The sequence below is a fragment of the Actinomadura keratinilytica genome, assembly GCF_039539665.1.
In the GTDB taxonomy this organism is placed as follows: domain Bacteria; phylum Actinomycetota; class Actinomycetes; order Streptosporangiales; family Streptosporangiaceae; genus Spirillospora; species Spirillospora keratinilytica.
In genome coordinates this window covers 1-22,630 of record NZ_BAABDO010000058.1, presented here as the reverse complement: position 1 = coordinate 22,630, position 22,630 = coordinate 1, and the positions used below count along the sequence as shown (strand labels likewise).

23 protein-coding genes are annotated in these 22,630 nt (G+C 74.5%); 8 read left to right on the top strand and 15 right to left on the bottom strand.

Annotation, left to right across the window (positions count from 1 at the left end; genetic code table 11):
• Nucleotides 1–54 precede the first annotated feature (54 nt).
• Nucleotides 55–996, top strand: a complete 942-nt coding sequence (locus ABD879_RS18780) for an AraC family transcriptional regulator (protein ID WP_345022767.1) — start codon at nucleotides 55–57, stop codon at nucleotides 994–996.
• On the opposite strand, the gene ABD879_RS18775 is transcribed toward ABD879_RS18780, so the two are convergent.
• Together ABD879_RS18775 and ABD879_RS18770 are read right to left on the bottom strand one after the other, a co-directional pair.
• The gene (locus ABD879_RS18775; RefSeq protein WP_345022766.1) at nucleotides 981–2,303 is read right to left on the bottom strand and encodes a hypothetical protein; all 1,323 of its coding nucleotides are present in this window, start codon (nucleotides 2,301–2,303) and stop codon (nucleotides 981–983) included. The genes ABD879_RS18780 and ABD879_RS18775 overlap by 16 nt on opposite strands.
• A gap of 103 nt (nucleotides 2,304–2,406) precedes the next feature.
• Nucleotides 2,407–2,949, bottom strand: a complete 543-nt coding sequence (locus tag ABD879_RS18770) for a hypothetical protein (RefSeq protein ID WP_345022765.1) — start codon at nucleotides 2,947–2,949, stop codon at nucleotides 2,407–2,409.
• A 242-nt stretch (nucleotides 2,950–3,191) separates the two neighbouring features.
• Between ABD879_RS18770 and ABD879_RS18765 the strand changes: the two genes are divergently transcribed.
• A complete protein-coding gene (locus tag ABD879_RS18765; RefSeq protein WP_345022764.1) occupies nucleotides 3,192–3,443 on the top strand; it encodes an EF-hand domain-containing protein in 252 nt (83 codons plus the stop codon).
• Nucleotides 3,444–3,519: 76 nt separating this feature from the next.
• Here ABD879_RS18765 and pgi read toward each other — a convergent pair whose 3' ends face one another.
• Nucleotides 3,520–5,166: a glucose-6-phosphate isomerase gene (gene pgi, locus ABD879_RS18760; RefSeq protein ID WP_345022763.1), complete on the bottom strand. Its 1,647-nt coding sequence runs from the start codon at nucleotides 5,164–5,166 to the stop codon at nucleotides 3,520–3,522.
• Nucleotides 5,167–5,372: 206 nt separating this feature from the next.
• Between pgi and ABD879_RS18755 the strand changes: the two genes are divergently transcribed.
• Nucleotides 5,373–5,798 (top strand): PPOX class F420-dependent oxidoreductase, encoded by a 426-nt coding sequence (locus ABD879_RS18755; protein WP_345022762.1) that lies wholly within the window; start codon nucleotides 5,373–5,375, stop codon nucleotides 5,796–5,798.
• Nucleotides 5,799–6,048: 250 nt separating this feature from the next.
• Nucleotides 6,049–6,690 (top strand): hypothetical protein, encoded by a 642-nt coding sequence (locus ABD879_RS18750; protein ID WP_345022761.1) that lies wholly within the window; start codon nucleotides 6,049–6,051, stop codon nucleotides 6,688–6,690.
• Nucleotides 6,691–6,695: 5 nt separating this feature from the next.
• Here ABD879_RS18750 and ABD879_RS18745 read toward each other — a convergent pair whose 3' ends face one another.
• Complete coding sequence (locus ABD879_RS18745; protein WP_345022760.1) at nucleotides 6,696–7,274, bottom strand: helix-turn-helix domain-containing protein; 579 nt, start codon at nucleotides 7,272–7,274, stop codon at nucleotides 6,696–6,698.
• Nucleotides 7,275–7,395: 121 nt separating this feature from the next.
• On the opposite strand from ABD879_RS18745, the gene ABD879_RS18740 reads away from it, so the two are divergent.
• The gene (locus tag ABD879_RS18740; RefSeq protein WP_345022759.1) at nucleotides 7,396–8,232 is read left to right on the top strand and encodes an EamA family transporter; all 837 of its coding nucleotides are present in this window, start codon (nucleotides 7,396–7,398) and stop codon (nucleotides 8,230–8,232) included.
• Between the two features lie 32 nt (nucleotides 8,233–8,264).
• Here ABD879_RS18740 and ABD879_RS18735 read toward each other — a convergent pair whose 3' ends face one another.
• Entirely contained in the window at nucleotides 8,265–9,287 is a 1,023-nt protein-coding gene (locus ABD879_RS18735; protein WP_345022758.1) for a hypothetical protein, read from the bottom strand.
• A gap of 184 nt (nucleotides 9,288–9,471) precedes the next feature.
• A complete protein-coding gene (locus ABD879_RS18730; protein ID WP_345022757.1) occupies nucleotides 9,472–10,914 on the bottom strand; it encodes an NsdA family TPR-like regulatory protein in 1,443 nt (480 codons plus the stop codon).
• A gap of 301 nt (nucleotides 10,915–11,215) precedes the next feature.
• On the opposite strand from ABD879_RS18730, the gene ABD879_RS18725 reads away from it, so the two are divergent.
• On the top strand, nucleotides 11,216–11,938 hold the full coding sequence (locus ABD879_RS18725; protein ID WP_345022756.1) for an ATP-binding protein: 723 nt from the start codon (nucleotides 11,216–11,218) through the stop codon (nucleotides 11,936–11,938).
• Nucleotides 11,939–11,950: 12 nt separating this feature from the next.
• On the opposite strand, the gene ABD879_RS18720 is transcribed toward ABD879_RS18725, so the two are convergent.
• Nucleotides 11,951–12,856: a TIGR03564 family F420-dependent LLM class oxidoreductase gene (locus ABD879_RS18720; RefSeq protein ID WP_345022755.1), complete on the bottom strand. Its 906-nt coding sequence runs from the start codon at nucleotides 12,854–12,856 to the stop codon at nucleotides 11,951–11,953.
• An 82-nt stretch (nucleotides 12,857–12,938) separates the two neighbouring features.
• On the opposite strand from ABD879_RS18720, the gene ABD879_RS18715 reads away from it, so the two are divergent.
• Nucleotides 12,939–13,475 carry a TetR/AcrR family transcriptional regulator gene (locus tag ABD879_RS18715; protein WP_345022754.1) on the top strand — a complete coding sequence of 179 codons (537 nt, stop codon included), beginning with the start codon at nucleotides 12,939–12,941 and terminating at the stop codon, nucleotides 13,473–13,475.
• A gap of 64 nt (nucleotides 13,476–13,539) precedes the next feature.
• Here the strand turns inward: ABD879_RS18715 and ABD879_RS18710 are convergent, their stop codons facing one another.
• From ABD879_RS18710 to ABD879_RS18675, 8 genes are all read right to left on the bottom strand, one after another.
• Complete coding sequence (locus ABD879_RS18710) at nucleotides 13,540–14,964, bottom strand: aldehyde dehydrogenase (NADP(+)) (RefSeq protein WP_345022753.1); 1,425 nt, start codon at nucleotides 14,962–14,964, stop codon at nucleotides 13,540–13,542.
• A 14-nt stretch (nucleotides 14,965–14,978) separates the two neighbouring features.
• Nucleotides 14,979–16,445, bottom strand: a complete 1,467-nt coding sequence (locus ABD879_RS18705; RefSeq protein ID WP_345022752.1) for an amino acid permease — start codon at nucleotides 16,443–16,445, stop codon at nucleotides 14,979–14,981.
• Nucleotides 16,446–16,560: 115 nt separating this feature from the next.
• Nucleotides 16,561–17,562: a proline racemase family protein gene (locus ABD879_RS18700; protein WP_345022751.1), complete on the bottom strand. Its 1,002-nt coding sequence runs from the start codon at nucleotides 17,560–17,562 to the stop codon at nucleotides 16,561–16,563.
• Nucleotides 17,559–18,494, bottom strand: coding sequence for a dihydrodipicolinate synthase family protein (locus tag ABD879_RS18695; RefSeq protein WP_345022750.1), 936 nt, complete (start codon nucleotides 18,492–18,494; stop codon nucleotides 17,559–17,561). Before ABD879_RS18695 ends, ABD879_RS18700 begins: the two co-directional genes overlap by 4 nt.
• On the bottom strand, nucleotides 18,495–20,015 hold the full coding sequence (locus tag ABD879_RS18690) for an FAD/NAD(P)-dependent oxidoreductase (protein ID WP_345022749.1): 1,521 nt from the start codon (nucleotides 20,013–20,015) through the stop codon (nucleotides 18,495–18,497).
• Nucleotides 20,012–20,323 (bottom strand): (2Fe-2S)-binding protein, encoded by a 312-nt coding sequence (locus tag ABD879_RS18685; RefSeq protein WP_345022748.1) that lies wholly within the window; start codon nucleotides 20,321–20,323, stop codon nucleotides 20,012–20,014. The genes ABD879_RS18690 and ABD879_RS18685 overlap by 4 nt, the downstream gene beginning before the upstream one ends.
• Nucleotides 20,320–21,501: an NAD(P)/FAD-dependent oxidoreductase gene (locus tag ABD879_RS18680; RefSeq protein WP_345022747.1), complete on the bottom strand. Its 1,182-nt coding sequence runs from the start codon at nucleotides 21,499–21,501 to the stop codon at nucleotides 20,320–20,322. Before ABD879_RS18680 ends, ABD879_RS18685 begins: the two co-directional genes overlap by 4 nt.
• Before the next feature lie 77 nt (nucleotides 21,502–21,578).
• Nucleotides 21,579–22,202, bottom strand: coding sequence for a helix-turn-helix domain-containing protein (locus ABD879_RS18675; protein WP_345022745.1), 624 nt, complete (start codon nucleotides 22,200–22,202; stop codon nucleotides 21,579–21,581).
• 139 nt (nucleotides 22,203–22,341) lie between these two features.
• Here ABD879_RS18675 and ABD879_RS18670 point away from each other — a divergent pair, with 139 nt between their 5' ends.
• Nucleotides 22,342–22,608, top strand: a complete 267-nt coding sequence (locus ABD879_RS18670) for a DUF6343 family protein (protein WP_345022744.1) — start codon at nucleotides 22,342–22,344, stop codon at nucleotides 22,606–22,608.
• The last annotated feature ends 22 nt before the right edge of the window (nucleotides 22,609–22,630 follow it).

The following is a 22,630-nucleotide window of genomic DNA, read 5'->3' as shown; positions in this document are numbered from 1 at the left end:
GAACGCCTCCGCGACGGGCCGGACGGCGGCCGCGGCCCGTCTACGCTTGCCCGCGTGGACGCGATCTCCGACCTGCTCGACGGCCCCCGCGCCCGGGGCGCCTTCATGCTGCGGGCCGTGCTGGACCCGCCGTGGTCGCTCCGCATCGAGGACCGGGCGCCGCTGTGCGCGGTGGCGATGGTGCGGGGCGAGGCGTGGGTCACCGCGGACGGCGGGCGCCCCCTGCGGGCGGGGCCCGGCGACGTGGTGATCGCCCGCGGCCCGGACCCGTACGTGGTGGCCGACGACCCCGCCACCCCGCCGCAGGTGGTCATCCATCCCGGCGGGCGGTGCACCACCCTGCGCGGCGAGCCGCTGCGGCAGACGATGGCGCTGGGCGTGCGCACGTGGGGCAACAGCGCCGACGGCGCCACCTGCATGCTGATCGGCACCTACCGGATGCGCGGCGAGATCGCCGGGCGGCTGCCGGCGGCGCTGCCGCCGCTTCTGGTGTGGCCGGAGGGCGGGCGGCTGGTGCCGCTGCTCGGCGAGGAGATCGCCCGGGACGCGCCCGGCCAGGAGGTCGTCCTGGACCGGTTGCTGGACCTGCTGGTCATCGCGGTGCTGCGCGGCTGGTTCGCCCGTCCCGGCGCCGAGCCGCCGGGCTGGTACCGGGCGCACGGCGACCCGGTGGTGGGGCCCGCGCTGCGGATGCTGCACGACGACCCCGCGCACCCGTGGACGGTGGCGGCGCTGGCCGCGCGGGTGGGGGTGTCGCGGGCGGCGCTGGCGCGGCGGTTCGCCCGGCTGGTCGGCGAGCCGCCCATGGCGTACCTGACCGGGCTGCGGCTCGCCCGCGCCGCCGACCTGCTGCGCGACACCGACGCGACGGTCGAGGCGATCGCCCGCCGCGTCGGCTACGGCACCGCGTTCGCGCTGAGCACCGCGTTCAAGCGCGAACGCGGCGTCAGCCCGCAGGAGTTCCGCACCCGGGCGGCCGCTCACCTGGGCACATAGAGGCGGACGTCGTCGATCTGGGCGCCGCCCTCGTAGAAGTTCATGTGCGGGTCGCCGATGATGAAGTGGTCCGGGTAGGCCGACCCGGCGGGCCAGGTGTCGCGGTCGACGTGCGTGCCGCCCGGGCCCGACCAGGTCCATTCGCCGTTGAAGCGGCCGTCGTACTCCTCGGGCCGCTGGTTGTAGTGCCAGATCGGCTCGCCGTCCTGCACGAACGCGCGCGTGTAGCGGAACGTGGCCCGGCCGACGTGGGCGAACACGCCCGACATCTCCATGGTGTAGGCGCCGTCGCGCCGTTCGACGGCGAACCGGTAGCTCTCGCCGGGCAGCAGTTCGGGACGCAGGTCCACCTGGGAGACGATGGCGCCGCCCTTGGCGAACCCGCACTCGCTGTGCATGAGGTACTCGGTGCCGGGCTGGTCGGCGTAGCGGCGGTCGTCGGTCATGAAGATGGCGTTGACGCCGTTGCCGGTGCCCGCCGCGTACGGCTCGTACTGGCCCGTGGCGGGGTTGCAGTAGCGCAGCCCGGAGCCGGTGTACTTGTAGCGGTTGTAGGAGTCCATCGCCACTTTGCGGTGGACGTGGATGAAGACGTTGTTGTGCGGCGCCGGGCGGTCGTAGTCCATGATGCCCAGGTAGTAGAAGCCGTTGGCGTCGCTGCGGACGTCCGGCCACGAGCATTCGGGCCGGGAGAAGTCGCCGCCCGACGCCCAGGGGAAGTTGGTCTTGCAGCCGTCGGGCGCGTACCCGTTGATGCGGCCGTCGGGGTAGTCCCAGGAGCCGCCGCGTTGGCCGCCGAAGTCCAGGCCGCGCAACGTCACCTCGACCCGGTACTCGGCGGGCAGGGCGCGGGTCGAGCGGATGAGGACGCCGCCCTTGTGATTGGGCTCGTTCAGGTGCGCCGCGCCGCCCCGCGCGGTGAGGGTGGGGGCGCCGTCGGGGCGTCCGTCGCCGTCGTCGTCGCGGCCCGCCAGTTCGGCGGTGAGCCAGCCGCGCGCGCCGAACGCGAACGATTTGCGGTAGGTGCGGACCTTGGCCAGCTGCTCGCGGAACGCGGGCCCGCCGACGGCGTCGAAGAACGCGCCGTCGTTGTCGTACTCGTCCACGTCGTAGGCGCTGCCGGGGCCGTCGTCGTCGCGGAACCAGGCCGCGTGCCGGTCGTCGAGGGGGCGGTCGAACCCCTCGGCCGCGACCAGCCGCCAGCCGTCCCGCGCCGCCGGCCCCTCGGCGGCCGCCGGTTGCGCCATCGCCGCCGTCACCGCCAGCGGCAGCGCGAGCGCCGCCGCCCTCCGCAGGACCGCCTTCATCGCCGTTCCCTCCCGCCCGTCCGGCCGCCGTGGGCACGTGTCGCCGGCCCGCGACGCTAGAGCGGGATTCTGCGGGATACAACGGCAAATGTCGCCGTAATCGCTAGGCGGTGCCGCCGGGCAGGCCCGCCTTGTCGGGGACGACGCGGGGCAGGCCGCGCAGCCAGCCCGCCAGGTCCGCGGGCCACCAGCGTCCGGCGGTCAGCCCGCCGAGCGCGTCGGCGACCCGGGCGGCGGACGCGGGCGCGGGCACCACGCGGTTGGGCGCGGCCCCGGCGAGCACGCCGAGCCACCAGTGGCGGCGCGTGGCGGGCATGTCCTCGGGGTCGAGGACGACGTAGTAGTCGGGCAGCTCCAGGCGGTCGGCGCGCAGCGCGCCGACCGCCTCCTCGATGGCGACCTCCAGCCGCCCGGTCGCCGACACGCCGTCGAAGAACTCCACCCACGCGTCGCCGACCTCCGCCAGCGGGTCGGCGTCGTGCACGACGTAGGTCGCCTCGCCTCGCCTGACCAGGTCGGCGAACTCCTCGGGGTCGTGGTCGCCACGGGTCACGGCCCGCACGTTGGACAGCCCGCGGAGGCCGGCCACCACGCGCCGGGCCTCCTCGCCCGCCACCACGACCACCGTGCTGCTCGATAGCCGCATATCCCCCGATCCTAGGCGTTTGCTCCGGTGCGCGGCTTTCGTCGGACGGCGCTTTGTGCGGCGGCGGGGCCGCCCCTTCGAAACGGGCCTTTCGCGGCGCCGGGAGAAATCATGGCGTGATCTTGACCGGCATCACATCCGCGGCGGGAACCGGCGGCGGCCCGGCGGCGTTTCACCCCGTATCCCGCCTCACCGCTGTGAGATCATGCGGGGCACATTCGCACCCGACGACGAGGAGTGAGATGACCGCCAAACCGACCGAGGTGGACCTGCACGACGTTTTCACACGGGGGGACCTCGGCGGTGACGACAGGCTCGACCTGATGGAGTTCGGCGTGTGCCTCGACAGCCTGGGGCTGTCGTGGACGCGGGCCGAGGTCCAGGACAGGTTCGAAACGGCCGACACCAACCGCGACGGCTTCATCTCCTACCCCGAGTTCCGCGACCTGCTCGAGACCCGAGGCTGGGTCGTGCGGAGGTCGGCGCAGAGCTGAGCCGCGGGCGCCGGGCCGCGCAGTGGACACCCGCGCGGCCCGGCCGCCCTGGCCCTCCGGGTCCGGGAGGCCGGGGTCAGACGGCCCGGCCGCGCAGGCTCCGGTACAGGCGCACCAGTTCGGCGGTGGACGCGTCCGGCGCGTCCTGCGGCGGCTCGGCCGAGGTCAGCGCGGGCGTCAGCTCGTTCGCCATCACCTTGCCCAGCTCCACGCCCCACTGGTCGAAGGAGTCGATCCCCCAGATCGTCCCCTCCACGAACACGATGTGCTCGTAGAGCGCGATGAGCTGCCCCAGCGTGGACGGGGTGAGCCGGGGCGCCAGGATCGTGTTGGTGGGCCGGTTGCCCGGCATGACCTTGTGCGGCACCAGCGCGGCGGGCGTGCCCTCGGCGGCGATCTCCTCGGCGGTCTTGCCGAACGCCAGCGCGGACGTCTGCGCCAGCATGTTGGCCACCAGCAGGTCGTGCATGCCCGCGCCGTCGCCGGCCGGGACGTCCTCGAACGGCTCGGCGAACCCGATGAAGTCCGACGGCACCAGCCGGGTGCCCTGGTGCAGCAGCTGGTAGAAGGCGTGCTGCCCGTTGGTGCCGGGCTCCCCCCAGAAGATCTCGCCGGTCTGCGCCACGACCGGGGCGCCGTCGGCGCGCACCGACTTGCCGTTGGACTCCATGGTGAGCTGCTGCAGGTACGCCGGGAAGCGCGCCAGCCGCTGGCTGTAGGGCAGCACGGCCCGGGTCTGCGCGCCGAAGAAATCGGTGTACCACACGCCGAGCAGCGCCATCAGCACCGGCATGTTCGCCTCGAACGGGGCGGTGCGGAAGTGCTCGTCGATGGTGTGGAACCCGGCGAGCATCTCGCGGAACCGGTCCGGCCCCACGGCGATCATCAGGGACAGGCCGATCGCCGAGTCCATCGAGTAGCGGCCGCCGACCCAGTCCCAGAACCCGAACATGTTGGCGGTGTCGATGCCGAAGTCGGCGACCCGCTGCGCGTTGGTGGACACGGCGACGAAGTGCCGCGACACCGCCTCGTCGGAGCCCAGCCGCTCCACCAGCCAGCGGCGGGCGGCGCGCGCGTTGGTCAGCGTCTCCAGCGTGCCGAACGTCTTGGAGCTGACCACGAACAGCGTGCGCTCGGGGTCGAGGCCGGCCAGCGTCCCGGCGACGTCGGCCGGGTCCACGTTGGACACGAACCGGCAGGCGATGCCCGCGTCGGCGTAGTCGCGCAGCGCCTCGTAGGCCATGGCGGGGCCGAGGTCGGACCCGCCGATGCCGATGTTGACGACGTGCGCGATCGGCTTGCCGGTGAAGCCCGTCCACTTGCCGGAGCGCACCCGCTCGGCGAACTCGGCCATGCGGTCCAGGACGGCGTGCACGTCGGCCACCACGTCCTGCCCGTCCACGGTCAGGCTCGCGTCGCGCGGCAGCCGCAGCGCGGTGTGCAGGACGGCGCGGTCCTCGCTGACGTTGATGTGCTCGCCGGTGAACATCGCCTCGATGCGCTCGCGCAGCCCGGCGCGTTCGGCGAGCGCCACCAGCAGGCGGATCGTCTCGTCGGTGGCGCGGTGCTTGGAGTAGTCGAGGTGAAGGTCCCCCGCGGTCACCCTCATGCGGGTCGCACGCCCGGGATCCTCCGCGAACAGCTCCCGCAGATGCCGTCCGGCCAGCGCGGTGTGGTGCTCGGCCAGCTCCCGCCACTCGGCCGTCTCGGTGATATCAGCCATCGCTCCCACTCATCTCCTCGGCGGTGCCGGGCGGGGCGCCGGCATGCCCCCGGACGCCGCGCCCACCCGACATGGCGATCATAGGTTGACCGTCCGTGCCTTCACCCGTCGCACCACGTGGTCGGTACGGGTCGGGCGCCGCCCGGGCGCTGTAGCAGGATGGGGACCGGGAAGATCGAACTGTCGGAGAGAACCAGGGGGGACATATGTCGAAGCCGCCGCTGCCCGAATCCGCGGTCGCCATGCTCAAGAAGCCGAACCCGGCGGTCATCACCACGCTGCGCCCCGACGGGCAGCCGGTGTCCACCGCGACGTGGTACCTGTGGGAGGACGACGGGCGGGTGCTGGTCAACATGGACGAGGGCCGCAAGCGCCTGCAGCATCTGCGCAACGACCCGCGGGTCTCGCTCACCGTGCTCGACGCGTCCGACTGGTACACCCACGTCACCGTCGTGGGCCGCGTCGTCGACATCGGCGAGGACGAGGGCCTGGCCGGCATCGACCGGCTGTCGCGGCACTACCTCGGCCAGCCGTACTCGGTGCGGGACCGGGCCCGCTTCAACGCCTGGATCGAGATCGACCGCTGGCACGGCTGGGGCGCCCACCGCGACAGCGACCAGGTCAGCGGCTGAGCGGGACGCCGCGAGGTTCCCGGCGGCGGCCCGCGATGCCGGATCCACCGCCCGTGTCGCCCGCGCGCCGCCGCCGGCCTCGCCCCGCCGCCCTCGTGTTCGGCGTGCATGCGGCCGCGGCGCAAACGGCGACCTTTCCGGACACGTCCCAGCGCCGCACGCGCCGACGCACCGCCCCTCCCCCACCGGCCGCGTCGGCCCTGCGGACACAGTTCCCGACGACGGACCACCGCGGAGAAGGTGCGGCGAGATGGCCGATCCCGAAGAGATGGCGGCACGGCTGCGGCACGTCTACTGGATCGGCGGCGGAAGCGGCGCCGGGAAGTCGACGGTCGCCCGCCGCCTGGCCGACCGCCACGGCTGGCGGCTCTACGGAACCGACGAGGCGATGCGGGACCACGCCGCCCGGACCACCCCCGCGAATGCTCCCTCTCTGCATGAATTTCTCGCCATGGACATGGACGAGCGGTGGGTGAACCGGTCCCCCGAGGTGATGCTCGACACCTTCCACTGGTTCCGGGGCGAGGGCTTCCACCTGATCGTCGAAGACCTCCTGGCCCTGCCGCGGGAACCGTGCGTCGTCGAGGGCTTCCGGTTGCTGCCGCACCTGGTGCGGCCTCTCCTCGCCGATCCGGACAAGGCAGTCTGGCTGCTCCCCACTCCCGAATTCCGCCGGGCCGCCTTCCGGAGCCGCGCCGCGCCCGGGGAGGGATTCGTCTGGAAGACCGGCGATCCGGCGCGGGCGGAGCGCAATCTCGCCGAGCGCGACCATCTGTTCACGATGCGCCTGCAGGAGGAGGCCGCGCGTCTCGGCCTGCGCACCGTCCGGGTGGACACCTCGATGACCGAGGCCGCTCTCCTCGCCCGAGTGGCCGGGGCGTTCGGGCTCTGACACGGTCAGGCGGGACCGGGCGGAAGGTGCACGGTCATGATGAAGTCGCAGGGCCCGGTGCCGGAGCCGCGGTAGGTGTGGGGTGAGTCGCCGTCGAAGGTGGCGGTCTGCCCGGCCGCGACGGTGTGCTCGGCGCCGTCGACGACGAGGGTCATCTCTCCGGCGGTGACGCTGATCGTCTCGATGACGCCCGCCTGATGGGGGTGGCTGGGGTACGCCTCTCCGGGGTGCAGCCGCCACCGCCAGACCTCGACGGGTGCGGGGCCGGGGGTGACCAGCATGAGGCGGGCCTCGCCGCCGTGCTCGCCCGTCCACAGCGGTGCGACGTCCTCGGCGGTGGCGACGCGGACGGTCCGCTCTTCGGGCGGGCCCTGCATCAGGGCGGGCACGGGGATGCCGAGGGTGTCGGCGAGCCGGACGAGGGTGGCCAGGTTGGGGTTGCCCTGGGCCTTCTCCAGCGCGGCGAGGGCGCCTTTGGAGACCCCCGCGCGGCGGCCGAGCTCCTCCAGGGACAGGCCCGCGCGGACGCGGGCGGCCCGGACGTTGCGGGCGACGGTCCTCAACGCGGCGTCGTTCTCGCTCATCTGAGCACCACTCCCCCGCTCGGCCGGTCGGTTCAATGTACCTCACGGTCGTTCGATTGGCGCGCGCCGGTCATTTTGATGTACTTTGCGGTCGTTCGATTGACCGCGTCGGGGGGATGCCGTGATCGCGTTGCTGATGGCTCTGGCCAGCTCACTGGCCTACGGGTGCGCCGACTTCCTCGGCGGCCTGGGCGCCCGCAGGGCGCATGTGCTGCGGACGGTCATGGTCGCCGCCCCCGCGAGCCTGGTGGTCGAGCTGCTGCTGTGGCCGGTTCTCGGGGCCTCGTTCAGCACCGGCGTGCTGGTGTGGGGCGCGGCGTCGGGGGTGGCCTCGGCGGCGGCGTTCACGCTGCTGTACCGGACGCTGGCGCTCGGCCCGATGAACGTGCTGTCACCGGTCACCGCGCTGGTGTCGGCCATGCTGCCGGTCATCGTCGGCCTGGCGCAGGGCGAGCACCTGTCGGCGGCCGGGCTGGTGGGGCTGCCGCTGGCGCTGGTGGCGGTGGTGCTGGTCAGCGCCGGGCCCGGCGCCGCCTCGGCCCGCCCGTCCGGGACGGCGCTGCTGCTGGCGTTCGGCGCCGGAGCGGCGATCGCCCTCCAGCTGATCTGCCTGCACCAGGCGCCGTCCGACAGCGGGGTGGCGCCGCTGATCACCGGCCGGGCGGTGTCGTCGGCGGTCACGCTCACCGCCGCGGCGGTGATGTTGCGCAGGCTGGGCGAGGAGCGGCCCGCCTACGCCCTGTCGGCCGCCGCCGGAATGCTGGACTCGGTCGCCAACCTGCTGTTCCTGCTCGCCGCCCGAAGCGGCGACCTGTCGATCGTCGCGGTGATCATCGCCCTGTACCCGGCCGGAACGGTCCTGCTGGCCCGCGGGGTGCTGCGCGAACGGATCGCCCGGGGCCAACTGGCCGGCCTGGGCACCGCCGCCACCGCGGTGAGCCTCCTGGCCCTCACCTGACCCCGCCCGCACGGCCCGGGACGACGGCCCGGTCAACCTCCCGAAGGAAGCCCGCGCAGGTTCTTGACGATGCTCTCGGCCGCGAACGCCTCGATCTGCTGGTCCAACCGGCCCGCGGCGGGGCCCCGCCGGTATCGCGGAGAGGCCAACTCCGGACGCAGGCGGTCGAGGCGCCGCAGCAACGCTTCGATTCTTCTGCTCGGTGGCAGCTCCAGGACCGGCCCGAGTGTGGACACCGCGGCATCGAGGTCGCCATTGCGCACCTGCACCGTGGCCAGGTCGATCATGTTGCACATCACGTAGCCGAAATAGTGGTCCTCGCCGGGCTCGGGACCCGCCTCGTAGAGGGCGGCGGCTTGCCGCAGTCCGTCGGCCGCCTCGCGTCGAGCGGCGGGTATGGGCACCTCCGGCAGTGCGCTGCCCGCGAGGAAGTGCTCGGTGGCACGGGACAGGCCGAACTCTCCGCCGATCTCCAGCACCTCGTTGGGGCGGGTGCGTTCGCGCGCGTCATGGGCCGCCTTGATCGCCTGGCGGGCGGCGTCCGCGTCCCCGAGTCGCGCGGACGCGCGGGCGTGGCGGAGGTGCAGCTGGGCGGCGATCGGCCCGTCCCCGAAATACTTCAGCCCGCCGAGGGCGAGGTCACGGCTGCGGCGCGGGCGCTCCCAGTACACGATGCCGGCCAGTTCCAGCCGCAACTGCGCCATCAGCGGCCGGTGGTCGATCATCTGCGCGTACACCAACCCGGACCGCACCAGCTCCTCGGCGGCCTGCCGGTTGCCGAGGCCGTTGGCGGCGGCGGCCATCAGCGAATGCAGGACTCCCAGCAGGAAGTACAGCTCGATCGCGTCGCGCGGCCAGGTGCGGCGCTCCAGCGCGGCCCAGATCCTGCGCCGCAGCGCGTTCATCTCCCGGAACACCGAGAAGGGGTCGCCGACCATGTGATCGTGCGACGGCCGCACCACGTCGGCGCGGAACCGTTCGGGGGTGGCCTCGCCGCTGTCACGCGGTTCGGCCCCTTCCGCGTGCGCGCCGGGTTCGCGGACCGCCATGGTCACCATCTCATGCTCAGGGCTTGTCGCCTGCTTGATCAGCCTCCGGAGGGCGTTCACACCGTTCGTCCGCGGTGTCTGCCGGGCGGCACATCGTGCGCCGTTGCGCGATGCCTCTCTCGCCGCGGTCTCAACCGCGACACCTCCGCCTTGGTCGCCACCTTGTGCTCAGGGCTCGTCGGCCGCTCGGTCAGCCTCCGGAGGGCAGGTCGCGCAGGTCCTCGATGATCGACTCGCGGCCGAACGCCTCGATCCGCTCGTCGAGTTCGGCCGCGGCCGCGCTGCCCCGGTAGCGGGGCTGCGCCAGCTCCGCGCGGACGTTCGTCAGCGCCTTCGGGAGCGCCTCGATCCGCTTGGCGATGGGAAGCTCGAACACCTTGCTGAGGTCCACGGCGTCGAGCTGGCCGTCGCGCACCTGCGCCAGGGCGAGGTTGACATGGTTGATCGCCTCGCAGCCGTAGCTGCGCACCGCCTCCGGTTCGGCGGCGAAGAGGTCGGCCGCCCGGGTCAGCTCGGCGATGGTGTCGCGTTCGTTGCCCCGCTCCGCCACGAGGGTGTTGCCCGCGAGGTAGGCCCGCTTGGCGGGCGGGCAGGCGAACTGGCCGCCGATGTCGTCGTGGATCTCGTCGCGGTGCGGCCGCTCCGCCGCGTCGCGGGCCGCCTCGATCGCCCGCTTGGCCCCGGAGACGTCGCCCAGCTTGGCCGCCGCCTGCGCGTACAGCAGGTGGAACCGGGCCGCACCGTGCCCGTCGGGGAGGTACTGGAGGGCACTCTCGGCGAGGTCGCGGGCCTGCCTGGGCCTGTCTCGCCAGTAGGCGGTCGAGGACGCACTCCCCCGCAGGAAGGCCATGAGCGGGCGGTGGTCGATGGCGATCGCGTACGCCCAGCCCGCGCGCAGCAGCTCGTCGGCCGCGTGCTCGTAGCCGAGATCGTCGACAGCGTTGGCCATGAGCGCGTTAAGCGTGCCGATGAGCAGGTAGAGCTCGGTGGTGTCGCGCGGCCAGAGGCGCTTGTCGAGCGCGGCGTACATCCGCCTGCGGACCCGGCGCATCTCCATCAGGAGCGGAAGGGGGGAGCCCGTGAGGTACTCGTGGGAGAGCCTGATGACATCGGCCCGCAGTTGTTCGAGCGTCGCCTCGCCGATGTCGCGCCGTTCCGCCTGCTCGGCGTGCTCGCTTCCTTCGTGGGCCACCATGATCACCACCTCGCGTCCGGAAATGTCGTCCTCGTATTCACCGCTTTGACCGTACGCGAGATTCTCCTCGTTTTGCACCCCCGGATCGGGAGAGCGGGATTTGATCAATTCGAGGAGGGTGAGGCGCTGGGGCTTGGGGAGGTGGGAAAGATCGTCCTCGTCCACCAGAAGGGTGAGATCGGTTTCGAAGACCTCGGCCAGGGCGCGCAGGTATTCCAGGCGGGGGCGCTCCCCGCCGTGCGGCCAGCGCTCGTAGGCGCCGATGCGGGTGCCGGACATGGGGGCCCGGCCCTCCTCGTCGTGCAGGCGGTTGTACCGGTCGGCGGCGGCGTCCTGCGACCAGCCGTGGGCGTACCGCCAGGCGATGCGGGGGCGGTATCCCCAGCGGCGCATCATCTCCTCGGCGATGTCCCGGCGGGTGCGGCCGTCGGCGAGCATGCGTTCCCGCAGGGCGTCGCGCTGTCGTTTACTCGCTCCCGAATGGGGCATTTCGGTTGCCTCCCTTCGTGGGTTCGAGGTCTATTAAGCATGGTTTTTTACAAGATCGCATTCGTGGATCGTGAAAAGGGGTGTCGGTGACCGTGGAAATGAGGGGGTGACTTCACGTAATCGCAGGTCGGGCGGCGGGGGCGGGGCGCAGAAAGGGTTTCCGGAACCTCACGTGTCGCGGAGCGTGGCCGCTTGTTGACTGTGCGTCCCCGTTTCGGCGACGTGGAGAGGCGAGGCGATGTGGCGGGCGGTGCGCGATCTGGCGGCGGGAGAGGTGGCGGCGTGGGGGTTGCCCGGCGACCGCACGTGCGCGGGGTTCGCCCGGGGCGCGGTCGGTGAGCTGCTGGGCGGGCTGCGGATCGCGCCGGAGACCGTCCGGGACGCGCAGACCATGGTCAGCGAGGCGGCCACCAACGCCTACGAGCACGCGCAGCTCCCACCCGGCGTGCCGGGCGGGTGGGAGCTGTGGGCGTTCCGGGCGGGTCGGGGGGTGGTGTGCGGGGTGTTCGATCCGGTGCCGGGCAAGCCGCTGCCCGCGCGTCCCGTGCGGCCGGATCCGTTCCAGGTGCACGGGCGCGGGCTGGCGATCCTGCAGGAGCTGTCCCGGGGCGCCTGGGGCGTGCACCTGACGCGGGGGCAGCTCGGCGGGCACGTGCCGGGCAAGGTCGTCTGGTTCCGCTGCCCGGCGGTCGTGGCCCTGCCCGTGCCGCTGCCGCGCGGTGAGGCGGAGATGGCGCGGACCCTCCGGGACAGGCTGCGGGCGCGGGGCGTGCAGGGCACCATCCTGGCCTCGTGCCCGCAGATGGCGTGCGTGTCGGTGTGCCGGGGCCTGGACGTGTGGTGCCGGGACGGGCGGTTCTTCATCCGCGAGGCCGCGCGGTCGAGCGTGTGGGCGGGCGAGGAGCGGGCCGCGGTGGTCGAGCACGCCGTCCGCCGGTACGAGGAGATCCGCTCCTTTCCGGCGCGCGCCTGACCCGGCGGGTGGTCACAGGGTGCGGCGCAGCGAGGCGGCCAGTTCGATCGTGCGGGCCTGCTCCTCGGGGGTGCCCATGGCGACGACCACCAGTTCGGTGGCGCCCGCGTCCCGGTAGGCGCGGACGGCGCGCTCGACCTCGGCTTCGTCGCCCAGCGCGGCCGTCTGCTCCGGGCCGTCGAGGCCCTGCCGGTCGAGGAGCGCCTTGTAGGCGGGCAGCTCGGCGACTCCGGCGAACTGCTCGGCGAGGGTGCGGCGCAGGCCGTCGGGGTCGGCGGTCACGCTCGCCAGGAACGTCACGACGACGCGCGGGGCCGGGCGGCCCGCCTCCTCGGCGGCGCGGACGATCGACGGGGCCACATGGTCGGCGATCACCGGGGGGTTCGCCCAGGTGGTGACCGTGCCGTCGGCGAGCCGTCCCGCGATCCGCAGCATCTGCGGGCCGAGCGCCGCCAGCAGCACCGGGGGCGGCTCGGCGCCGGGCACGTCCACGCGGCCCACCGCCGTCAGGGTCTCCCCCCTGTACTCGACGTCCTCGCCGCGCAGCAGGGGGCGCAGGGCGGTCAGGTACTCGCGGACGTGGCGGACCGGCCGGTCGTAGGAGTAGCCGTACCAGCCCTCCATCATCGACGGGTGGCCCGGGCCGATGCCGAGGACGAGCCGGTTCCCGGTCGCGGCCTGCACGCTGAGCGCCTGCCCGGCCAGGGCGAGGGGGTGCCGGGGGTAGGTCGGCACGACCGCGACGCCGACGTCGATGCCGGGGACCTCGCGTCCGGCCAGCGCCGCCGCGGTGAGCGCGTCCCAGGACAGCACCTGGCTGAAGTGGACGGCGTCCAGCCCGGCGTCGGCGGCGCGCACCCGCTCGATGATGCCGTCCAGGTCCGCGCCGTCGGTGAACACGAAGGTTCCGATGCGCATGGCGCCTCCATAAGGTGAAGCGGATGTTCCGGTTCGTCCTCAGACTAATATGAATCCGGGATTCCGGGGAGGAGGTCGGGCGATGCGGGCCGACGCGCGGCGCAACCGCGAGCGGATCACCGCGGCGGCGCTGGAGCTGTTCGCCGAGCGCGGGCCGGGGGTGTCCATGGAGGAGCTCGCGCGGGCCGCCGGGCTCGGCGTCGGCACGCTCTACCGGCACTTCCCCGACCGGCGGGCGCTGGTCCGGGAGATCGCGGCGGTCACGCTGGAGGGGCTCCTGCAGGCCGCCCGCGACGCCGCCGCCCGCGACGTGCCGCGCTGGGACGTGCTGCGCGAGATGGTCGTGCAGGCCGCCGGGCAGCCGATGGGCCTGCTGAAGTCGCTGCTGGAGGACGGGGACGCCGAGGCGCCCCGGCTGCGCGAACTGCGGGACGCCTACAACGCCGCGCTGGCCGGGATCGTCCGGGCCGCGCAGGAGGAGGGCGCGCTGCGCCGCGACCTGGCCCCGGACCAGGTGCTGGAGCTGCTCAGCGTGGTGCTGTGCCGTCCCGGCGCACGCGGCGACGACGCCGTCGTCACCGTGATGCTCGACGGCCTGCGCGCGGGCGCGGCCGGGTGACGGCGGTCCGGGAAAGGCGAAGGGCCCCCGCGGCGCAGCGGGAGGGCCCTTCGGTGATCAGGAGTCAGCTGATGCGCTGGGGGACGCCCCAGGGGTTGTCGTCGCGCAGCGGCGGCGGGAGGAGGTCCTGCGGCCACTGCTGGTAGGCGACCGGGCGCAGGAACCGCTCGATCGCCGCCGTGCCGACGGACGTGGTCGACGGCGCGGTGGTCGCGGGGAACGGGCCGCCGTGCTGCATGGCGTGGGTGACGGCGACGCCGGTGGGCCACTGGTTCCACAGCACCCGGCCGCTGCGGTCGGCCAGCACCCGGGCCAGCGCGGCCAGCTCGCCCGTCTCGCCGTCCTCGCCGTGCAGGGTCGCGGTGAGCTGGCCGGGCAGCGCGGCGACGGCGCCCGCGACGTCGGCCAGCCGCTCGTAGACCACCACCAGGCCGAGCGGGCCGAAGCACTCCTCGGCGGCGCCCGGGTCGGCGGTGAACGCGGCCAGGTCCATCGCCAGCAGCCGGGGCGCGGCCGAGTCCTCGTCGGACGGCCACACCAGGCGCCGCACGCCGGGACGCCCGCCCAGCTCGCGCGCCGTCGCCAGGAACCCGCTCACAATCCGGTCGTTCAGCATCGGCGCCTCGGCGACCTCGCCGAGCAGCGCGGTGATGCGGTCGAGCAGGCCGCCGCCCGCCGGGACGAACAGGATGCCGGGGTTGGTGCAGAACTGCCCGGCGCCCAGGGTCAGCGATCCGACATACCCCTTGGCGATCTCCTCGGCGCGGGCGGCCGCCGCCCCGGGCGTCACCACGACCGGGTTGACGCTGCCCAGCTCGCCGAAGAACGGGATGGGCACGTCGCGTTCGGCGGCGATGCGGGCCAGCGCCAGCCCGCCGCGCTGCGAGCCGGTGAACGCGGCCGCCGCGATCCCCGGGTGCCGCAGCGCCTCGACGCCCTCGGCCTCGCCCTCGATCAACCCGAACACCCCGTCGGGCGCCCCGGCGTCCGCCAGCGCCCGCGCGACGATCTCGCCGGTGCGGCGCGACAGCCGCGGATGCCCCGGGTGGGCCTTGAGGACCACCGGGCAGCCCGCCGCCCACGCCGAGGCGGTGTCGCCGCCCGCGACGCTGAACGCGAACGGGAAGTTGCTGGCCGCGAACACCAGGACCGGGCCCAGCGCCGTGCGGAAGCGGCGCACGTCGGGACGCGGGCCGGGGGGCCATTCGGGGTCGGGGCGGTCGATGCGGACGTCGTAGAAGTCGCCGGCCAGCACCACCTCGGCGAACAGGCGCAACTGGAAGGTGGTGCGGGTCAGCTCGCCGTTCAGCCGGGTCGGGCCGAGGCGGGTCTCCTCGTCGGCCAGCGGCACCAGTTCCTCGCGCGCCGCCTCCAGGGCGTCGGCGACGGCGTTCAGCGCCGCGGCCCGCTCCTTGGGCGAGGCGGCGGCCCACGGCTCCGCGGCGGCCACCGCCGCCGACACGGCTCGGTCGGGCGTCAACACGCTCATGTTCACTCCATTCCTCAGCCTCGCGGCTCCGCGTCGGAGATCCGCTCGGCCGAACGACGGTACCCGTAGCAGCCGTACACGACCAGGCCGAGCACCATCCACACCGCGAACCGCACCCAGGTGACCCAGTCCAGGTTGGCGATCAGCCAGATGGAGAACCCGATGCCGACCAGCGGCACGACCGGCACCCACGGGGTGCGGAACGAGCGGGGCAGGTCGGGCCGGGTGCGGCGCAGCACCGTCACCGCGGCGGCGACCACGATGAACGCCATGAGGATGCCGATGTTGGTCAGGTCGGCCGCCTCGCGGATCGGCAGGAACCCGGCGATGACCGCCGAGCCGACGCCGACCAGCCAGATGACGCGGGTGGGGACGTGCCGGCGCGGGTGGTTGCGGGCGAACCAGGACGGCAGCAGCCCGTCCCGGCTCATCGCGAACCACACCCGGGTGACCGCCAGCATGTTGGCCAGCGCGGAGGTGGCGATGCCCAGCACCGCGCCGACCGCCACGATCGTGCCGAGCCAGGCCAGGCCCACCGACGCCAGCGCGCTGGAGAACGGGCTCTTGACGTCGATGTCGCGGTAGTCCTGCATGCCCAGCATCACCAGGCACACCAGCAGGTAGATCACGGCGGCGATGCCCAGGGAGACGACGATGGCCTTGGGCAGCACCCGCTTGGCCTCGGCGCTCTCCTCGGCGGCCGCGCTCATCGCGTCGTAGCCGTACACGGCGAAGAACGCGGTGGCCGCGCCGGTGACCGCGCCGCCGAGCCCGAACGGCAGGAACGGGGTGTAGTTGCCGGCGGAGATGTGGAACGCGCCCGCGATGATCACCAGGGCCACGATACCGAGCTTGACGGCGACCAGGATCGTCTCGAACCGGGCCGACTCCCTGGTGCCGCGCGACAGCACGAACGCCAGCAGCAGGCACAGCAGCGCCGCGAACAGGTCCACCTTGTGCCCGGCGCCGGTGCCGGGCGCGCCGAGGGCCCAGTCCGGCAGCGAGAACCCCATCTGGTCGGTCAGGTACGACAGGTAGCCGGAGATCGCGATGGCCACCACCGCGACGATCGCGGTGTACTCCAGCAGCAGGTCCCAGCCGATGGCCCAGCCGACCAGCTCGCCGAGGGTGGCGTAGGAGTAGGTGTAGGCGGAGCCGGCCTTGGGGATCAGGCCGGCGAACTCGGCGTAGCACAGCGCGGCGGCGCCGCTGGCCACGATGGCGATCAGGAACGAGATCATCACGCCGGGTCCGGCGTCGTCGTGCGCGACGACGCCGGCCAGCGAGAAGACGCCCGCGCCGACCAGGCCGCCGAGGCTGAGCGCCACCAGCTGCCACAGGCCCATGGTGCGGCGCAGTCCGCCGGCGGTCTCCTCCTCGGAGGTGTCGACGGGCTTGAGGCGGAACATGCCCGCCCGGGAGAACGGCCCCGCACCGGAGCGGGCGGCGGCGGATCTGGTCGTTGGGCTTGTCTGGGACATGACGGTCCCTCCCGACAGGAAAACAAAAAGGGGTGGGTGATCGAGGGCCGCCGGGGTCGCCGGCGGCGGTGGGCGCGCCGCGAGGGCACGTCGGGGAATCGGCCGGACCGGTCGGCTAGAGGACGAAGCCGTGCGGGAAGGGGTCGGCCGGGTCGAGCAGGTAGGTGGCGGTGCCGGTGATCCAGGCGCGGCCGGAGAACTCGGGGACGACGGCGGGCACGCCGCCGACCTCGGCGGTGTCGACCAGGCGGCCGGTGAACCGGGTGCCGATGAAGGACTCGTTGACGAAGTCGGTGTGCAGGGGCAGCTCGCCGCGCGCGTGCAGCTGCGCCATGCGCGCGCAGGTGCCGGTGCCGCACGGCGACCGGTCGAACCAGCCGGGGTGGATGGCCATCGCGTTGCGCGAGTGCCGGGCGTCCGAGCCGGGCGCCAGGAACTGCACGTGCTTGCAGCCGCCGATCAGCGGGTCGGCCGGGTGGCGCGGCGGGTCCTGCTCGTTGATCGCCGCCATGATCGCCAGCCCGGCGCGCAGGATGTCGTCCTTGCGGGAGCGGTCGAACGGCAGGCCCAGCGGCTCCAGCTCGGTGATGGCGTAGAAGTTGCCGCCGTAGGCCATGTCGTAGCGCACCTCGCCGAGGCCCGGGACGTCGACGACGGCGTCGCGCCGGGCGGCGAAGGCGGGCACGTTGCGCAGGGTGACCTGCTCGGCGACGCCGTCGCGCACCGCCACGCGCGCCTCCACCAGCCCGGCCGGGGTGTCCAGCCGCACCAGCGTCTCCGGTTCGGCCACCTCGACCATGCCGGTCTCCACCAGCACCGTCGCGACCCCGATGGTGCCGTGGCCGCACATCGGCAGGAACCCGCTGACCTCGATGTACAGCACGCCCCAGTCGGCGTCCGGACGGGTGGGCGGCTGCAGGATCGCGCCGCTCATCGCCGCGTGGCCGCGCGGCTCGTCCATCAGGAAGCGGCGCAGCCCGTCCAAATGCTCGATCGCGTACCGGCGGCGTTCGGCCATGGTGTCACCGGGGACCGGCGCCACGCCGCCGGTGACGACGCGGGTGGGCATGCCCTCGGTGTGCGAGTCGACGGCGGCGATGCTGCGCACCGACCTCATGCGCGTGCCTTCCTCTCCTCCAGGGCGGCGATCGCCCGCTGCATGTCGGCGGTGACCGCGGCGCGGTGCTCGTCGACCAGCGGGCCGCGCGGCGGGCGGCAGGGTCCGCCGTACCGGCCGACCATGTCCATGCCGAGCTTGATGGCCTGGACGAACTCGGTGCGCGAGTCCCACCGGAACGCCGCGACGAGCGGCTCGTACAGCGCCCGCGCCTCCTCCAGCTTGCCCGCCGTGGCGAGCGCGAACAGCTCGGCGGACTCGGCGGGGAACACGTTGGGGAACCCGGCGAACCAGCCGGTGGCGCCCATGAGCAGGGCCTCCAGGGTGACGTCGTCGGCGCCCGCGACGACCTCCAGGCCGGGGGCCTTCTCGCGGATCTCCAGGACGCGGCGCACGTCGCCGGAGAACTCCTTGACCGCGACGACGTTGTCGATCTGCGCGATCTCGGCGAGCAGGTCGGGGGTCAGGTCGACCTTGGTGTCGATGGGGTTGTTGTAGACCATGACCGGCAGGCCGACGGAGGCGACCGCCTCGAAGTGGGCGATGACCTCGCCGCGGTTGGCCCGGTACATGGTGGGCGGCAGGCACAGCACGCCGTCGGCGCCGTCCTCGGCGGCGAGCTCGGCCCAGTGGCGGGCCTGGTGGTGGCCGGGGCCGTGCACGCCGACGACGACCACGCCGGCGCCGCCGACGGCCTCGACGGCGGTGCGGGCGACGCGGCGGCGCTCGTCGTCGGTGAGCGAGGAGTACTCGCCGAGGGAGCCGTTGGGGCCGACGCCGCGGCAGCCGTTGTCGACCAGCCAGCGGCAGTGCTCGGCGTACCGGTCGTAGTCGACCGCCAGCCCGGCGGGCGCGGTCGCGTCCTCCCGGTAGGGCAGCGCGGTCGCGACGATCACGCCGCCGAGGCCGACGGCCTTGGTGCCGGTGCTCATTCAGTGCTCTCTTTCTGCATCGGTGATCGGTGGACGGGCCAGTTCGCCGAGCCGGATCGGCTGGGCGAGCGGCCGGTGGTGCGGGGTCGCGGCGGGCAGCCCCGGCGCGGACTCGGCCGGGGACTCGGCCGGGGACTCCGCCGGGGCCCCCGCGGGCGTCCCGGCCAGGAGCTGCGCGACCGTGGGGCCGCAGATGCGGGCCTGGCAGGGGCCGAGTCCGGCGCGGGTGCCGAGCTTGAGGCCGCGGGCGGTCGCCGCGGCCGGGTCACCGGCGGCGCGGCGCAGCGCACCGTAGGTGGTCTCCTCGCAGCGGCACACGACGGTGTCGGGGCGCAGCCAGCCGGGCCAGGCGGCGCCGATCGGGTGGGCGGCGGCGAGGCGCTCGGCGAAGAGGCGGTCGCGGTCGCGGCGGCGCCGCAGCGGGGCCAGTTCCGGGGCGTCCGGCGCCCCTCCCCCGGCCAGCCATCCGGCGATGAGCCCCTCGGTGCGGGCGGCGGGCGCCCCGGCGATGCCGGTGATCTCGCCGGCCGCGTACACGCCCGGGCTGGTGGTGCGCTGGTCGCCGTCCACCTCGACGTACGCCTCCGCCGGGGACGCGGGGTCGGGCCGCCGCAGCGCGCAGCCCGCCGCGACGGGCAGCTCCAGCTGGGGGGTGAAGCCGTGCGAGACGCACACCGCGTCGACGGGGACGGCGCGTTCGGTGCCGGGCACGACCGACCAGTCGGGGCGCAGCCGCGCGGTGACGACCTCCTCCACCCGGCCGTCGCCGCGGGCCTCGACGACGGCGCGGCCGAACCGGTAGGGGACGCGGCGGCGCGTCAGCAGCGCGGTGTACTCGGCGAGCTCGGCGGCCTTGCCCGCCTGGGCGGCCGGCTGCCAGGGGCGCCGCCCCCAGCCGCGCAGCACGGTCGCCGCGGTGTTGGCCTCCAGCACCTGCGCGACGCGGGATCCGGTCTCCAGCAGCGACGCGGCGACCGGCAGCAGGAACGGCCCGGAGCCGGCGACCACGACCCGGTCGCCGACGACGAGGCGTTCGCCCTTGGCCAGGGCCTGCGCGGCGCCGGCGGTGTACACGCCCGGCAGGTCCCAGCCGGGGAACGGCAGCACGCGGTCGTGCGCGCCGGGGGCCAGCACCAGCGCGTCCGGTTCCAGGACGTGGCGTTCGCGTCCGGCGCCGTCGGCCGGTCCGCGCAGCACGTGCACGCGCGGGGGGCGCTCCTCCCCCGGGTCGGGCCGTTCCAGCGACCACACGGCGCTCTCGGGCCACCAGTCGCAGCGCGGATGGGTCAGCACGTGCCGCCGCACGCGGTCGAACGCCCGCCAGCCGTGGTGCAGCCGCTCGGGGTGCGCCGCCGCGTAGGCGTCGGGGAGCATCCGGTGGTACTGGCCGCCGGGCCGCTCGGCCGCGTCGAGGAGCGTGACGGCCGCGCCCGCCCGCAGCGCGGCGGCCGCGGCGGCCAGGCCGGCCAGCACGGCGCCGACCACCACGACGCGTGTCCTGGCGCGGGCGCCCGCGCTCATGGCCGCACCTCCCGGGACTGGGTCTCGATCACGTCGCCGTCGCGGGCGCGGCGGCGGCAGGCGCGCACGTCGCGTTCGCCGTTGACCGTCAGCAGGCAGTCGAAGCACACGCCGATCCCGCAGAACACGCCGCGCGGGGCGCCGGACGGGCCGCGCCGCCACGCGCGGCGCCCGGCGGCCAGCAGCACGCCGGCGATGGTCTGGCCGACGACGCCGGTGACGGGCTCGCCGTCCACGGTGATCCGCAGCGGCGTGTCGGGGCGGCGGCCGGCGGAGTCGTCCCCGGCCGGGACGAGCCTGGGGCTCATACGGCACCTCCTTGGCCGAGCACGGCCGGGCGGTCGACGCGGAACGGGGCGGGGTCGAGCGGCGGGTCCTGGCCGAGCAGCAGCCCGGCCAGCAGCCGGGCGGTGCCGGGCGCCAGCCCGATGCCCGCGCCCTCGTGGCCGGTGGCGTGCCACAGGCCGGGCAGCCGCGGGTCCGGGCCGATCACCGGCAGATGGTCGGGCACGTACGGGCGGAAGCCGCCGTAGGCGCGCATCACCGGCACGCCCTCCAGGCAGGGGAACAGCCGCAGCGCCTTGGCGGCGATCACCGACAGCACCCCGGGGCGCAGCCGGTCGTCGAACCCGACGCGCCTCCGCGAGGAGCCCAGCAGCACCGTGCCGGCGCGGGTGGCCTCCACGACCGCCGACGCCTGCAGGTCCTCGGCGCCGCTGCCGACGGCGCCCACGTAGTCGGCGTCGTAGACCTTGTGGAAGACGGTGGGCGGCAGCGGCGTGGTCACCAGCACCTCGCCGCGCCGGGGCCGCACGTCCACCGGGGCGCCCAGCCGCGCGGCCAGCTCGCCCGACCAGGGGCCCGCGGCGTTGACGAACGCGTCGGCCTCGACCGTGCCGCGGGAGGTGCTGGCGCCGGTGCGGCGGCCGCCGCGGCTGACGGGGCCGAGCACCTCGCAGGCGGTGCGCAGCGCGGCGCGCGCGTCGAGGGCGTCGGCGAGCAGCGCCGCGGCCGCGGCGGCGGGCCGCACCTGGGCGTCCTGCGGGTAGTGGACGGCGGCGGCGACGTCGCGGGTCAGGTGCGGTTCGGCGGCGGCCCGGGCGGGCGCGTCGAGCGGCTCGGCGGTGACGCCCGCGCCGCACTGCCCGGCGGCGAAGTCCGCCAGCTCGCGGGCGCCCGCGCCGGTGGTGGCGACGACGATGCCGCCCTTGGGGTCCCACTCGGCGGCGAGCGCCGCCTCGGGGCGGCGGTCGGCGATCTGCTCCAGGATCCGCGGCCACAGCTCCCGCGACAGCCGCGCCAGGGCCAGCTCGGGGCCGGGGCCCTTGTCGGAGACGAGCACGTTGCCCTCGCCGTGCGCGGTGGTCGCCGCCGCGGGGCGGCCGCGGTCCAGCACGGTCACCGCCAGCCCGGCGCGGGCCAGCTCGCGGGCGCACGCCGCGCCGACGATCCCGGCGCCCAGCACCGCGACCCGCACTCCGGCCATGGCCCCTCCCTGCCGTTCGGTAAATCGAACGAAGCCGAGGCTATGCCCGGTGTTCCGGCGCTGTCAACGCTCCGTTTTCAGTCTTTGCCGGCCAGCCCGGGGGCATGCGGCTCGGCGAGGTGGAGCCGCTGGTCGGAGCGGTACTGCAGGAGGAGCACCGAGCGCACGGGGCCGTCGAGGGCGACGTAGCCGTGCGGGCGCGAGGCGTCGAAGCCGACGTAGTCGCCCGGCCCGAGCTCGACCTCCTGGTCGCCGACCCGAACGCCGAGCCGCCCCGCCTGCACGATGGTGTGCTCGACGCCGACGTGGCCGAGCGAGTCCTGCCGCGCACCGGGGCGTACCTGCTGGTCGTAGACCTCGACCATGCCGCCGTCGGCCTCGATGCCGTGCAGCGGCCGCAGGTCGACGGCCGCGCCGCGCAGCACCTCCACCTCGGCGCCGCGCACCACCGTCGGCCCGGACGGCAGCTGCTGGTCCAGCAGGTCGGAGATGGGCACCTGCAGCGCCCGCGACAGGCTGAACACCGTCTCGATGGTCGGGTTGCCCGCGCCGGCCTCCAGCTGCGACAACGTGGCCTTGCCGATCTTGGATCGGCGGGACAGCTCCGACAGCGACAGCCCCCGGCCGAGCCGGGCGCGCCGGAGGTTGGCCGCCAGCACGTCCCGCACCGACTCCCCAGCACCGCCCACCGCGCGCCTCACCTCACCGCTCGTCGCCCTGGAACCGCCCCCAGGGTACCGTCCGTTCGCTTTAACGAACGGGCGGCCTCCGGCCCCGCGGCCGCCCGCCCGCCGCGCGCGGCGCCGGAATCGAGACGGCCTGAACGGGCAGGAGGCCGGTATGGACGACCCGCAGCCTCCCCGCCGGCGACCCGCCCACCGGCAGCCGGAGGGGGACGAGCCGCTGACGGCGCGCAGCCCGCTCCGGCTCCGCGCCGTCCTGTCCGGCATCGCGCTGCTCGCGGGGACGGTCGCGGCGGTGCTGTTCGCGCTGTCGGCGGCGCACGCGCGCGACGCCGGGCCCTGGGTCGCCGCCGCGATCTGCGCGGCCGTCGCGCTCATCGCGGCGAGCGACCTGGTGGCCATCGCCCGCCGCGCCCGCGGCTGAGCCCGCGGCGCAGACCCGCGGC